Raw genomic sequence first — 13438 nt, 5'->3', positions numbered from 1 at the left:
CAACGTGACCATCACTCCGGCCACCGCAGCCTGACAAGCCCTACTTTCGTATTAGCATCGACCCATGGCGATCCAACGCATGGACCATGTGGGCGTGGTGGTGACGGACATGGCTGCCGCGACGGCGTTCTTCGTGGAGCTCGGCCTCAGGCCGGTGGGCAGCGGGCAGGTGGAGGGCGCCTGGGTGGACCGCATCATCGGAGTCGAGGGGGTCAGGTCCGAAATCGCCATGCTGGAGACACCGGACGGCCGGTCGCGGCTGGAGCTCAGCAGCTTCCATGCGCCGGCCACGCCCGACGGCGACCCGCAGGCACCTGCCAACGTTCCGGGACTGCGCCATGTCTGCTTTGCCGTGGACGACGTCGAGGACACGCTCGCCAGGCTGAAAGCGCACGGTGCCGAGCTGGTGGGCAGCGTCGAACGCTACGCGGACGTTTTCAAGCTCTGCTACGTGCGGGGCCCGGAAGGCATCATCGTGGAGCTGGCCGAAGAACTCGGCTGACGCCAATCCGGCTGCGGCGAATCCGGCAGAATCAGCGGCGGGACCGGTTCACTTCCGGCGCCAGTACTTTCCCCAGTCGACTTCCATGGCCCACAATGCCAGGAGCAACGCATCCATGGTCATCAGACCCGCCAAAAGGTACGCCCAACCCGCCAAAGTACCCACCGCAATCTCCTGACTATCCCCAGCCAATCGATTGCTGCTAAGTGTGGCACTTAAACCGCCGGCACGGAACGCCTTCCGCCCGCAGTCCTGAACAGAATTTCCAGCCGGTGGTGCGCTTCGGTCTCGAGCTTGAGCCGCCGGGTCAGGATTTCCACATGCCGGGAGATCTCGGCGCCCACCTGGAGCCGGTCACCTGGCCAGCTGGACACTTCACGCGATTCCGCGAGCGCGTGCTCCAGTTCGCGGGCCGCCGCCCGGACCTTTCGTGAGTGGAAGTAGAGGCGAAGCAGTGCCCTTGCCCGCTCCACTCCCGTTCTTTTCATCTGTTCCATCGGCTTCCCCGCCTTCCGCAACCCGCCCAGCCTCCGGCGCGGCCGTCGTCGAACCCTGCTGCCTGGAAGCCGGTTGCCTTTCTTCGAGTGTCCCCGGTGTTCCTCAACGTCCCGGCAAGCAGGCGCAAGGATTTCCGCAAGATCGAACCTGGCGGTGCCCGGCCGCCGCGTTCCCGGACCGGCGGCACCGGAAATTCCGGCCCTGTCAGCGACGTCACCGAAACCTGTGAAGCCTGCGACATGCCGTGTGCGGCTTAATACGGTAGAAGTAGAGCATGGTCTCTCCCTCCGAAACCCGCCGTGCGGTGGTCATCGAAGATGACCCGGACATCCGCGGACTGCTGGTCCGTGTCCTGGCAAAGCAGGGCTTCGACGTTACCGAGGCCGGCGCCGGCCTGCCCGGCGTGGAGGAAGTCCGCCGGCGCAAGCCCGACCTTGTCACCCTTGACCTGAACCTGCCGGACCTGGACGGGCTGGAGGTCTGCAAGCTGCTCCGGGAATTCTCGGACGCCTTCATCGTGATGCTCACGGCCCGCGCCGACGAACTGGACAAGCTCACCGGGCTGGACAACGGCGCCGACGAATACATCAGCAAGCCGTTCAGCTCCCGGGAACTGCAGTCGCGGATCAATGCCCTGTTCCGCCGCCGCCCCTCCGCCGCCGCGGAGTCGGCCGCCCGCGGCGAACTGGAACGGGCCACGGAGGTGCAGTAAAGCCTCCTGCCCAAGGAGGACATCCGGGTGGACGGCTATGACGTAGCCGGGGTGTTCCGTCCTTCGCGCAACGTGGGCGGCGACTTTTACGACTGGTACGAGACCCCCGATGGACTCCACCTGACCTTCGCCGATGCCATGGGCAAGGGCATGGGTGCCGCCCTGATTGCTGCCACCGTCCGGGCCGTGATGCGCTCCACCGGCCTGCGGCAGGACCTCGATGCGGGCTTCGCCGCCGCGAGCAAGGCAATCGCCACCGACCTGGACTCCTCCAACTCCTTTGTCACCCTGTTCCACGCCCGCCTGGATGCGGCGTCGGGCAAGGTCAGCTACGTCGACGCCGGACACGGGCTGGCGCTGCACGTCCAGGCCGGCGCTGCCACGGACCGCCTGCCGTCCGGTGGACCGCCGGTGGGCGCGTGGCCCGGAACGCAGTGGCCCAGCGCCGGCCTGGAGCTTGCGCCCGGCGATTCGCTCGTAGTGGTCAGCGACGGGGTGCTGGACGTCTTCGGGTCCGTGGAAGACTTCACCAGTGCGGTGGAGCGGGCAACCCGCGCCGCCGGTTCGGCCCATGAAGCCAGCAACGCCATCCTGGCGCTGGCCCCCGCCGACACCGCGGAGGACGACGTTACGGTGGTCGTGGTGCGCCGCCTCCCCGTGGCGGCTGCGGCATGACCCGTTTCTGGACCCGGCTGGTGGTGGTCCTGACCGTCCTGACAGGCGTGAACTACATCGCCTGGCGCTGGCTGGCCTCCCTCAACTGGGACGCGTGGTGGATCGCGCTGCCCCTGGTGGCCGCCGAGACGTACAGCCTGATCGACGTCATGCTGTTCGGCATGACCGTGTGGAAGCTGAAGATCCGCAAGGGCGCCCCGCCACCGCCCCATGACGCCACCGTGGACGTCTTCATCACCACGTACAACGAGGACCTGGACATGGTGCTCACCACGGCGCTGGCCGCCCAGAAGATCCGCCACCCGCACAGCACCTGGATCCTGGACGACGGAGCCCGCCCCGAACTCAAGGCCCTCTGCGAGCAGCACGGCCTGGGCTACGTCACCCGCAGCGGGGACTGGACCAAGGACCTGCCGCGCCACGCCAAGGCGGGAAACCTCAACAACGCGCTGATGGTCACGCACGGCGAGTTCCTGCTGATCCTGGACGCGGACCAGATCCCCGAGCCGGACATCCTGGAAAAGACGCTGGGCTACTTCAACAACCGCCGGGTTGCCCTGGTCCAGACCCCGCAGTACTTCAGCAACGTCCCCGCGGACGATCCCCTGGGCAGCCAGGCGCCGCTGTTCTACGGCCCCATCCAGCAGGGCAAGGACGGCTGGAACGCCGCCTTCTTCTGCGGTTCCAACGCCATCCTGCGCCGCGAGGCGCTGATGCAGCTGGGCCTGGTGGGCTACGTGAAGGAAACCGAGAAGAGCATCCGCCGCGCCCTGGCAGCATCCCGGGCAGCCATCAAGCAGGCCCGCAAGTCCGCGGACATGGAGTCGCCGCTGGTGGCGCAGGTGCTGGACGAGGTGGAGGCAGCCACCCGCGAGGCGCAGGAGGAGGTGGACGCCGGCCAGCCGCTGGCCGAGGTCACCTACCGGGTCCGCCGCCGCGTGGACGCCGCCGTCCAGACCCTGGTCCAGGCCGACGTCGCCGCCCTGCAGGCGGACCTGGAGGAGATCGCCGCCATGGAGCTGGCCCACGTGGGCGAGTCCGGCGTCCCCGTGGTGGCGGACGACGCCGTCCAGCGCATGTCCGCCCGGGACTGGTCGCCGCTGGGCGCCCTGGAGTCCGTCCAGGCCGTCCTGGACGCCCTGACCGTGGAACGCACCGGCGAGGCACAGCCCGTGATGCCACTGGCCACGATCTCCGTCACGGAGGACATGGCCACCGCCATGCGCATGCACGCCATGGGCTGGGAGAGCGTCTACCACCACGAGATCCTGGCCTACGGCCTGGCGCCGGAGGACATCGCGACCATGCTGACGCAGCGGCTCCGCTGGGCGCAGGGCACCATCCAGGTGCTGCTGCGGGAAAACCCGCTGGTGCAGAAGGGCCTCAAGCTCGGCCAGCGCCTGATGTACTTCGCCACCATGTGGACGTACCTGAGCGGGTTCGCCGCCGTGATCTACTTCGCCGCCCCGATCATCTACCTGCTGCTGGGCATCCTGCCGGTCAGCAGCCTCAGCTGGGACTTCTTCGTGCGGTTCATCCCGTTCATGGTGGTGAACCAGCTGCTGTTTGCCGTGGCCGGGCGGGGCATCCCCACCTGGCGCGGACAGCAGTACAGCCTTGCCCTGTTCCCCACCTGGATCAAGGCCTGCACGACTGCGGCCCGCAACGTGTGGTTCGGCCGCCCCCTGGGCTTCGCGGTCACCCCCAAGGCCCGGCAGACCGGCGGACCCAGCTGGAGCCTCATCCAGCCCCAGATCGTGGTGTCCATCCTGCTCGCCCTCGCCGCCGTCGTCGGCATCATCCGCCTGGTGACCGGGCTCGCGGAGCCGCTCGGCACCCTGGTCAACGTCATTTGGGTGGTCTTTGACCTGGTGGTCATGAGCATCCTGGTCCGCGCCGTGCTCTACAAGGGGTACGAACCGGCCGCAGAACCTGCAAACAGAGAGGAATCCTGATGGAGTTCAGTTACGAGGTCAAGGACTCGTACGCCGAGGTCAAGGCGGACGGGCGGCTCAACATGGTCTCCGCGCCCAAGCTGCGCGAGTTCGTGACGGACGTGATCGCCGCGGGGTCCAACCGGATCGTGGTCAACCTCGAGCACACGGCGTTCATGGACTCCTCGGGTCTCGGCGCCCTCATCGGCTGCCTCAAGGCGGCCCGCCAGGCCGGCGGCGACCTGCGCATCGCCGCCGTGCAGCCGCAGGTGGACATGGTCCTGAAACTGACCAGCATGGACAAAGTCCTCACCGCCTACACCAGCGCTGAAGAGGCGTTCAGCAATGACTGAGGTCCTGGCTTCCCGCAGCTTCCGGGGACCCGCTGCGGAGGACGCCATCGAAGCCGTCCACAACGACCTCGACAGCCTGTGGCTGGATGTCCCCTTCGTCAGCGACATGGACCAGATGACCTTCACCACCGCGGTGATCGAATCGGCCTCCAACATCGTCCAGCACGCGGAGCCGGCAGGCGAAGGGATCGTGGAGCTCGGCGTGGAAACCATCGTGCGCCCCCACCTCCTGCAGGCCCGCGTCAGCGCGTTCAACGCCAAGCCGCCGTACGGCCCGATGGAGCCCATGGTTCCCGGCGAGGACGCCGAATCCGGCCGCGGCCTGGCGCTGATCGAGGCGCTGGTCACCACGGTCACCTTCGAACGCCAGGACGGCACCAATACCTGGGTGCTGACCCGGACGTCCTCCCAGGACTGACCGGGCCGCTGCCCTACGCCCGGGGCTTCCCGGGGAACAGCACCTACACCGTGGTGCCGCCGCCGGGCGTGTCACTGATGGCCAGTTCCCCGCCGTGCGCCTGGGCGATGCGCCGGGAGGTGGACAGGCCCAGGCCCGTGCCCGGTCCGTCGCCGGGGCGGTTCAGCCGCACCAGGGGCTTCAGTGCCCGCTCCCGGTCGGCGGGCAGGATGCCTTTGCCGTTGTCCGCCACGCTGACGGTGACGCCGCGGGGGCCTTCTTCGGCGCTGACAACCACCTGGAGCTCCCGCCCGGGGCTGGGGTAGTTCAGCGCGTTGGCGAGCAGGTTCTGCACCAGGGTGCGCAGCTGGGCGCGGTCCGCGAACAGGTCGGCGTCCTCGCAGGAAATCCCGTTGCCGGGCCCGGATTCCGCGCCGAGGTCCTGCGCCGCCTCCGCAGTGACCGCCAGCAGGGACACCCGTTCAGGCCTGAGCGCGCCGTCGGCCCGGGAGTAATCCAGGACGCCCTCAAGCGTGGCCAGCATGCGCCTGCCGGCGGAGCCGATCAGTTCGAGGTACTCAAGGGAGGGATGCGACGGCGGGATCCCTGGATCGTCCTGCGCCAGCTCCACGTAGCCCAGGATGGTGGTCAGCGGTGCCCTGAGGTCGTGGCTGACCCGGCCGGCGAATTCGGAGAGCATGCCGTTGCTGCGGCGCAGCTCGACCAGGGCGTCATTGAGCTGGAGCGTGCGGTGCTGCAGCTCCAGCAGTTCCACCACCTGCCTGGCCAGGACTTCCAGCAGCTCAATCTTCTCCGGGGCGGGGAGCCGGGCTTCGCCCGAGAAGACGCAGAGCGAGCCGAGGACCAGGCCGGAGGAGGTTTCCAGGGGCACCGAAGCGTAAAACCGCACGTTGGCGATGACACCGGTCACGAAGGGGTTGGCGGCGAACCGGGGGTCCTTGGAAGCATCGGGTACCACCGTGGTGGCGCCGTCGGCGAACACTACGGCGCACATCGAGTCCTCCCGCGAGCAGACGCCGGGGTCGATGCCTGCCGCCGCAATCTGCACCTGCTCGTCGTCGGTGATGATGTTGACCACGCTGTACGGCACTGCGCACAGCGAGGCCGCCAGGCGGACCAGGTTGTCCAGCGATCCCTGCGCCCGGTCATCGGCCAGGCCCGGCTTCTCCCCGGCTGCCGGCGGAAGAAGGCCGTATTCCCGCAGGCCAGGCGCCCGTTCCGTTTCCTGATCGGTCAGCATTCGCAGAGCCGTCCCGTCCATCTTTCCCTTGTGCCCCCACAACTGTCAGCAGGGCACGCGGCCCTTCCGCGATCCTACCGGCTGGGCCCGACGCCTGTTGTACTCTCTTGACACAGGCTGGCGGTCTCCTTTTGAATATTACGTATGCTGAAATAACAGTTCCATGATGCGGAAGCTTGGCCTGGAATGCGCCAGGACAAGCGCCGGGAATTCCGGCCCCCGCATAGCCGTCACCATGGATGCCAGCACACCGAGGAATGAGCCAGCATGCAGCTTGCCGAATTCAACGCCGCGGACCCTGCCGCGGCCCGGGCCACCCTGCGTCCCTGCATTGACGTCACCCGGTGGGTGGATGCCGTGGCAGAAGCCCGGCCGTTCGCCAGCCGGGAGGCACTCCTGGAGTTCGCGGCGCAGGCCGCCGACCCCTTCACCTCCGACGAGGTGGAGGCTGCCATGGCGCACCACCCCCGGATCGGGGAACGCCCGACGGCGGCCGGCACCGAGGCGGCCATGTCACGTTCCGAGCAGGCCGGCGTCGATCCCGCGGATGCCGCTGCGGCCGACGCCCTGGCGCGTGGCAACCGGGAGTACGAGGAGAAGTTTGGCCGGGTCTTCCTGATCCGGGCCGCCGGCCGCACCGCGCCGGAGATCCTGCATGCCCTGGACAGCCGCCTGTCCAATTCGCCCGAAACCGAAGACACCATCGTGGCCCAGCAGCTGCGCGAAATCGCCGTACTGCGGCTTGAAGGACTGATCAGCGAATGAGCGTTTCGCACGTCACCACCCATATCCTCGACACCGGTGCCGGGCGCCCGGCGGCGGGGGTCGCCGTCGTCCTTTTCCATAACGACGCCGGCACCTGGCGCGAGCTGGCCGCGTCCACCACGGACGCTGACGGGCGGGCAAAGGACCTGGGCCCCGAACAGCTCGAACCCGGCCACTACAAGCTGAACTTTGCCACCGGCAGCTACTACGCCGGGCTGCAGACGCGGACGTTCTTCCCGGAAGTGGACCTGGTCTTCGAGGTCACCGGCCCCGAGCACTACCATGTGCCGCTGCTGCTGAGCCCGTTCGCCTACTCCACCTACCGCGGCAGCTAGGGGCTGGGGAGGGCACGGCCGCGTCAACCGGGTTAACGCAATGTCACCGCCGTCACAGTTCCCGGCATAGGATCAGGAAGTATGGCTTCTAAAAATGAACCCGAATCCGACGTCGACGGCGAAAGCGGCCAGTCCGGCGGCGTGCAGTCCGTGGAGCGCGCCCTCACCGTCCTGGAAATCCTGGCACGGGAAGGGCACGCGGGGGTCAGCGAGATCGCCGAGGAAATGGGCATCCACAAATCCACCGTTTCCCGCCTGATGGGTTCTTTGGTGACGCGGGAGATGGTCCACCAGAACAGCGAGCGCGGCAAGTACCAGCTGGGATTCGGCATCCTGCGCCTGGCCAGTTCGATTCCCGGCCGGCTCAGCCTGGTCCACGAGGCACGGCCCGTCCTGGAAAGCCTGGCCGAAGAGTTCAAGGAAACGGTCAACCTGGCCGTCCTGCGCTCAAATTACGCGGTGAACGTGGACCAGGCCATGGGGCCCTCCACGCTGGCCACCTATGACTGGGTGGGGAGCCTGACGCCCCTGCACGCGACCTCCAGCGGAAAGGTCATGCTGGCTGCGCTGCCGGCGGACGAACGCGACCGCATCCTGAAGGAGACCGGCCTTGCCGCCCGCACCTCCCGCACCATCACCAACCGGAAGGAACTGGATGCCCAGCTGCTGGACGTGGGCGCCAAGGGCTACGCCGTGGTGCGCGAGGAGTTCGAAATCGGCCTGAATGCCGTCGCCGTCCCCGTCTACAACCACCAGGGCACCACGATTGGTTCCATCAGCATCTCGGGCCCGGCGTTCCGCTTCGACCCGGAGAAGATTCCGGGCCTGCTGGAAACACTGAAGGAAGCCGGCCTCAAAGTCAGCGCCAACATGGGTTACAACCGGCGATAACAGGGCATGACCCCCGGGCGGGGCCCGGGGGTCATGCCCTGTTATGGAGTACTTCAGTTCGCTGCGGCCACCGCGGGCTCGTTCCGTTCCATGGTCACGGCGCGCTCCTCCAGCGGCGGCGTGTCGGCGGTGATGCCCAGCCGGACGTCGCCGGACAGCGGGGCATCACCCACCTTCTCCTGCACCCAGTCGTGGAAGGCGCCAATGTGGTGCTCGCTGGGGACCAGAACGCCGCCCTTCGAGTAGGTCCTGGAAGCCATGCCGGGCTGGCAGCGTTCGCAGGCGTCGAAGTCCTGCATGTTGACGCGGTGGAACAGCTCAACCGATGCGGACACGTCCTTGCCACTTTCGACGACGGACGGCAGGTACAGCCAGTCGCACTCGACGATCGTGTGGTCCGCCGCCAGCGGGAACATGCGGTGGATGATCACATGGTCCGGGACGAGGTTCACGAACACCGTGGGCTTGATGGTGATGGCGTAGTAGCGGCGGTCCTGGTCCTCGCCGACACCGGGGATGATGTCCAGGCCTTCGGAGCCGTCCACCGTGAAGCCCTTGATGTCCGCACCAAACTCCGCGCCGTGGCCCACGAAGTACTGTGCGGCGAGGCCGTCGGCGAATTCGGGCAGGACCTCGGTCAGTTCCGGGTGGATGGTGGCGCAGTGGTAGCACTCCATGAAGTTCTCGATGATGAGCTTCCAGTTGGCCTTCACGTCGTACTTGATCCGGCGGCCGAGGCTCAGGTTGGCCACGTCGTAGCCTTCAATGGCCTTCAGGTCGCCCAGGCGCTCCTCGATGGCGCCCATGACGTCCTCCTCGAACGACGGCGGGTCCTCGGCGAGGCACACCCAGACGTAACCGAGGTATTCACGGATGTGGACCTTGGCCAGGCCGTACTCGTCACGGTCGATGTCGGGCATCTTGGTCAGGTTGGGCGCGGCGATGAGCTTGCCCTCAAAGTCGTAGGTCCAGGCATGGTACGGGCACTGGAACGAGCGTGCGGCTTCGCCCTGCTCCTCCATGCACAGCTTCACGCCGCGGTGGCGGCAGATGTTGTAGAAGCCGCGGATCTCACCCTTGCGGGTGCGGCTGATCAGGACGCTTTCGCGGCCGATCTGGACCGTGCGCCAGGCGCCGGCCTTGTCCAGGTCCGCGGAACGGATGGCGCAGAACCACATCTGCTCGAAAATCCGCTCCTGCTCTGCGCGGAACAACCCCTCGTCCACGTACGTCGATCCAGGCAGTGTTGGGATCAAACTCGGACTGACCACTTCAACAGACAAAAGTCCTCCTCAAAAACCCCATGCGCCAGTGCATGGGAACGTTTGGTAGTGAAAATGCGTGTACCGCCGCAGCGGTATCAGGAAGCTGCCGCCAGCAGCGGTGCCGGCTTCGCCGCCGGGGCCGCGAGGCTGCGGCGCCATTTGGTGAACAGGCGCGGCTGGTTGATGCCGAGGACTGCCACGGGGGTTTCGCCCTTGTAATAGACGGCCAGGAAGTTGTGTTCCTCCGGATCCCCGGTTTCGATGACCAGCCGGTCGTGCCCGGCGGAATGGCCTGCGAACTGGATCTTCGCGCCGTGCTGGTCCGACCAGAAATAAGGCGGCTTGACCGGCTGCTGCGGAGCGTCCGCGTCGAGCAGGCCGTGGACGGCAACGGCCGGGCGCTCCAGGGCGCCGGTCCAGTGCTCCACCCGGCGGTGCTCGCCCAGAGTGAGTTCGAACCAGTTCGCGCAGTCTCCGACGGCGACGATGCCCGGCGCGGTGGTGCGCCCCATTGCGTCGCACAGCACGCCGTTGCGCAGTTCGATGCCGGAACCCTCCAGCCACTCGACGTTGGGCTGGGCCCCGATTCCCACAAGGACGACGTCGGCGGGCAGGTGCCGCCCGCCAGCCAGCCGAAGCCCGGCAACGCTGCCGTCCTCGATGTCAAAGGATTCGATCCCGGCACCGCAGATCAGGTTGATGCCGTTGGCGGTGTGGAGCTTTGCCACCGTGGCACCCATGTCCTCGCCCAGCTGCGGGGCGAACGGAACCCGGGCGTAGTCGACCATGGTGACGTCCATGCCGCGCATGGCAGCCACCGAGGCGGCCTCGGCACCGATGAACCCGGCGCCGACAATAACCATCCGCTTGCCGGCAACGAGTTTCGGCGCCAGGCCTTCGGCGTCGGCGATGGTCCGCAGGTAGGAGACGTTGTCCAGCCCTTCGAGCGCAGGCAGCCTACGGGACCGGGCCCCCGTGGCAATGACAATGCCGTCGGCGGTTACGCTCCGCCCGTCCGAGAGCGTGATGGTGCGGCTGGCAGCATCCAGGTCCACGGCGCTGACGCCGAGGATCCATTCGGCATCGAGTCCGTCGTCGGCTGTTTCAAGAAAAAGATCCTCTGCAGTAATGGAACCGAGGAGGAAGTCTTTGGACAAAGGAGGCCTGTCGTACGGACGGTGCTGTTCATCGCCGATGATGACCAGCCGTCCGCCGAAGCCCTGAGCGCGGGCGGCCCTGGCGGCCGAAAGGCCTGCCAGGGACGCTCCCGCGATCGCAAGCGTCTGCATAGTTTCCCTTCAAAGTCGCTTATTGCGCAACACGTATCGCAATAAGCAACAGCGTTCACCACGGCACGTGCCCTGTCAAGGGGTGCCGCCCATGTGACACCCTTGACTTTGAAAGTGACGTACCGCACTCTTGTTGCTTAGCGCGAACTCTGTTGATCTTTGCGGAACACCTCCCCCATAGGGCTCACGACCCTGCCCCCGCTGGCAAACGGCCCCGCGGCAATTCATCCCCGGATTGCGCAGCCGAAAACCCAGCATTTATCGCAAGCCCATGGACTAGCCAAAGGACCCGCTTTCATGGCCATCAATAGTGAACTGACCTCCCCGAAGCCCAAGGTGCCGCCGTCAGACGGCGTTCCCCCCGAGCTGCTGGACACCGATCAAGACTCCGACCTGGAGGAAGCGACGGCGGACCCCCACGCCGTCAACGAACACGAGCAGATCCTGGAGGAACTGCGGCTGAGCAAGAGGGAGCAGGCCCTCTCCCAGCGCCGCAACCGGAAATTGACGCTCGACAAAGCAACATTCGGGATCACGGGCGCCATTGCCCTGGCCTTTGTTGCATGGGGCTTCCTCGACAAAGACGGCCTTGCCACCACGTCCAAGGACGCCCTCGACTGGGTGATGGAATACACGGGCTGGCTGTTCATGGTCCTCGCGTCGCTCTTCGTCGTCTTCGTGCTGTGGCTGGCCCTGGGCAAGTTCGGCAACATACCGCTGGGCAAGGACGGCGAAAAGCCCGAATTCCGCACCGTCTCGTGGATCGCGATGATGTTCGCCGCCGGCATGGGCATCGGCCTCATGTTCTACGGTGTTGCCGAGCCGCTCTACCACTTCATCTCTCCGCCGCCGGGAACTGTCGACGGCCGCACGCCCGCCGCCATCCAGACGGCCATGGCCACCTCGATCTTCCACTGGACGCTCCACCCCTGGGCCATGTACGCCGTGGTGGGCATCGCCATGGCCTACGGCACGTACCGCCTGGGCCGCAAGCAGCTGATCTCCGCAGCCTTCACCTCCCTGTTCGGGATCAGGACCGTTGAGGGGCCGGTGGGCAAGGTCATCAACATCCTGGCCATCTTCGCCACGCTCTTCGGCACCGCGGCCTCCCTGGGCCTGGGCGCCCTGCAGATCGGCAGCGGCTTCACCTCCAACGGCTGGGCCGGCGAAATCGGGACCCCGGTCCTGGTGGCGATCGTCGCCATCCTGACGGCTTGCTTCATCGCCTCGGCCGTCTCCGGCATCAGCCGCGGCATCCAGTGGCTGTCCAACATCAACATGGTCCTCGCGGTGGTCCTGGCCCTCATCGTCTTCGTGGCGGGACCGACGCTCTTCATCCTCAACCTCATCCCCTCCGCCGTGGGCGACTACATCCGTGACCTGGCCGAGATGTCCTCCCGCACCGAAGCCGTGGGTGACGAAGCACTGCGCACCTGGATGTCCGGCTGGACCATCTTCTACTGGGCCTGGTGGATCTCCTGGACGCCCTTCGTGGGAATGTTCATTGCCCGCATCAGCCGTGGCCGCACCATCCGGCAGTTCGTCACCGGCGTCCTGCTGGTGCCCAGCATCGTCAGCGTCATCTGGTTCGGCATCTTCGGCGGCACGGCCTTCAACATCCAGCAGGACGCGGACAAGGCCGGCACCCCGGGCCTGATGACCATGACCAACGGGACCCCCAGCATCGACTTCGACGGCGCACTGTTCAACCTGGTCAAGAACCTCCCGCTCCCGCCGTGGCTGATGGCGGCAGTGATCGTGCTGGCCATGGTCCTGGTGGCGATCTTCTTCATCACCGGCGCCGACTCCGCGTCCCTGATCATGGCCTCGCTCAGCTCCAACGGCAGCTCGGAGCCCAAGCGCGCCCTGGTCATCTTCTGGGGCGCCCTGACCGGCGCCGTGGCCGCCGTCATGCTCCTGGCAGGCGGCGACAAGCCCTCCGAGGCCCTGTCGGGCCTGCAGCGGATCACCATCGTGGCAGCCCTGCCCTTCGTGATCGTCATGCTCCTGCTCTGTTTCGCTATCGCCAAGGACCTGCGGCGGGATCCGCTGTCCCTGCGCCGCCGGCTGGCGGACTCAGTGGTGGAGCGGGCAATCCGCTCCGGCGTTGAGCAGCACCGCGGTGTCCAGTTCGAGCTCGTGACCAAGCACGAATGCTCGGAAGGATGCGCCGAGGGTACGCCGTGCCCGGCCGCGGGGCCGGACCTGGAGAAGGAGCTCATCCGGTAACGCAACACCCTTTAGCAACGATGGCCCCGGCGCACGCGCCGGGGCCATCGTTGCTAAAGGGGGCCGGTTCCCGGCGCCCAGCACCTAGACAACGGCGAGGAACTCCTGCCGCGGCGTGGCGGCGCTAGGAGCCGGGGATGCTGCCGCCGGCGTCCGTTGGGGTAGGCGTCCGACGGCGGCGAGCACCTCGCCGAACACCGGGTCCGGGTCGAGGCGGCGGAGCTCCTCGGCGAGGCATTCGCGGAGGCTGCGCCGCGGGAGGGAAATCCGCTGGGCTGGCTGGCCGGGCTGGGTGAGCTCGGCGATGGACAATCCGGGGCGGAAGAGCTGGA

General features: G+C 67.0%; 13 protein-coding genes and 1 pseudogene. 9 read left to right on the top strand and 5 right to left on the bottom strand.

Features of this window, described 5'->3' with window-relative positions; all coding sequences use genetic code 11:
* The first annotated feature begins 64 nt into the window (after positions 1 to 64).
* On the top strand, positions 65 to 502 hold the full coding sequence (locus tag ACYSM9_RS21150; protein ID WP_461858915.1) for a VOC family protein: 438 nt from the start codon (positions 65 to 67) through the stop codon (positions 500 to 502).
* A 215-nt stretch (positions 503 to 717) separates the two neighbouring features.
* Here the strand turns inward: ACYSM9_RS21150 and ACYSM9_RS21145 are convergent, their stop codons facing one another.
* Positions 718 to 990, bottom strand: coding sequence for a hypothetical protein (locus tag ACYSM9_RS21145; protein WP_461858914.1), 273 nt, complete (start codon positions 988 to 990; stop codon positions 718 to 720).
* Positions 991 to 1274: 284 nt separating this feature from the next.
* Here ACYSM9_RS21145 and ACYSM9_RS21140 point away from each other — a divergent pair.
* From ACYSM9_RS21140 to ACYSM9_RS21125, 4 genes and pseudogenes are all read left to right on the top strand, one after another.
* Positions 1275 to 2387 (top strand): annotated as a pseudogene (locus ACYSM9_RS21140) (PP2C family protein-serine/threonine phosphatase).
* Entirely contained in the window at positions 2384 to 4342 is a 1959-nt protein-coding gene (locus ACYSM9_RS21135) for a glycosyltransferase family 2 protein (RefSeq protein WP_461858913.1), read from the top strand. Before ACYSM9_RS21140 ends, ACYSM9_RS21135 begins: the two are co-directional and overlap by 4 nt.
* Positions 4342 to 4674 carry an STAS domain-containing protein gene (locus ACYSM9_RS21130; RefSeq protein ID WP_461858911.1) on the top strand — a complete coding sequence of 111 codons (333 nt, stop codon included), beginning with the start codon at positions 4342 to 4344 and terminating at the stop codon, positions 4672 to 4674. The genes ACYSM9_RS21135 and ACYSM9_RS21130 overlap by 1 nt, the downstream gene beginning before the upstream one ends.
* Entirely contained in the window at positions 4667 to 5092 is a 426-nt protein-coding gene (locus ACYSM9_RS21125) for an ATP-binding protein (RefSeq protein WP_461858910.1), read from the top strand. The genes ACYSM9_RS21130 and ACYSM9_RS21125 overlap by 8 nt, the downstream gene beginning before the upstream one ends.
* Before the next feature lie 43 nt (positions 5093 to 5135).
* Here ACYSM9_RS21125 and ACYSM9_RS21120 read toward each other — a convergent pair whose 3' ends face one another.
* Positions 5136 to 6332 carry a GAF domain-containing sensor histidine kinase gene (locus tag ACYSM9_RS21120; protein WP_461858909.1) on the bottom strand — a complete coding sequence of 399 codons (1197 nt, stop codon included), beginning with the start codon at positions 6330 to 6332 and terminating at the stop codon, positions 5136 to 5138.
* Between the two features lie 267 nt (positions 6333 to 6599).
* Between ACYSM9_RS21120 and uraD the strand changes: the two genes are divergently transcribed.
* The 3 genes from uraD (at position 6600) to ACYSM9_RS21105 (ending at position 8323) form a co-directional block, all read left to right on the top strand.
* Entirely contained in the window at positions 6600 to 7097 is a 498-nt protein-coding gene (gene uraD, locus ACYSM9_RS21115; RefSeq protein ID WP_461858908.1) for a 2-oxo-4-hydroxy-4-carboxy-5-ureidoimidazoline decarboxylase, read from the top strand.
* Positions 7094 to 7432, top strand: coding sequence for a hydroxyisourate hydrolase (uraH, locus tag ACYSM9_RS21110; protein ID WP_461858907.1), 339 nt, complete (start codon positions 7094 to 7096; stop codon positions 7430 to 7432). Before uraD ends, uraH begins: the two co-directional genes overlap by 4 nt.
* A gap of 81 nt (positions 7433 to 7513) precedes the next feature.
* Entirely contained in the window at positions 7514 to 8323 is an 810-nt protein-coding gene (locus ACYSM9_RS21105) for an IclR family transcriptional regulator (protein WP_461858906.1), read from the top strand.
* Positions 8324 to 8376: 53 nt separating this feature from the next.
* Here ACYSM9_RS21105 and ACYSM9_RS21100 read toward each other — a convergent pair whose 3' ends face one another.
* Both ACYSM9_RS21100 and ACYSM9_RS21095 read right to left on the bottom strand, forming a co-directional pair.
* The gene (locus ACYSM9_RS21100; RefSeq protein WP_461858905.1) at positions 8377 to 9606 is read right to left on the bottom strand and encodes an aromatic ring-hydroxylating oxygenase subunit alpha; all 1230 of its coding nucleotides are present in this window, start codon (positions 9604 to 9606) and stop codon (positions 8377 to 8379) included.
* A gap of 77 nt (positions 9607 to 9683) precedes the next feature.
* A complete protein-coding gene (locus ACYSM9_RS21095) occupies positions 9684 to 10877 on the bottom strand; it encodes an NAD(P)/FAD-dependent oxidoreductase (RefSeq protein WP_461858904.1) in 1194 nt (397 codons plus the stop codon).
* Positions 10878 to 11174: 297 nt separating this feature from the next.
* Between ACYSM9_RS21095 and ACYSM9_RS21090 the strand changes: the two genes are divergently transcribed.
* Complete coding sequence (locus tag ACYSM9_RS21090) at positions 11175 to 13106, top strand: BCCT family transporter (RefSeq protein WP_461858903.1); 1932 nt, start codon at positions 11175 to 11177, stop codon at positions 13104 to 13106.
* An 84-nt stretch (positions 13107 to 13190) separates the two neighbouring features.
* On the opposite strand, the gene ACYSM9_RS21085 is transcribed toward ACYSM9_RS21090, so the two are convergent.
* A partial coding sequence (locus ACYSM9_RS21085) for an OpcA/G6PD domain-containing protein (RefSeq protein ID WP_461858902.1) occupies positions 13191 to 13438 on the bottom strand: 248 nt, incomplete at its 5' end.

This window comes from Arthrobacter sp. C152, from assembly GCF_054890965.1.
The sequence above is the reverse complement of the archived record's forward strand: the minus strand, read 5'-3'. Positions and strand labels throughout refer to the sequence as shown.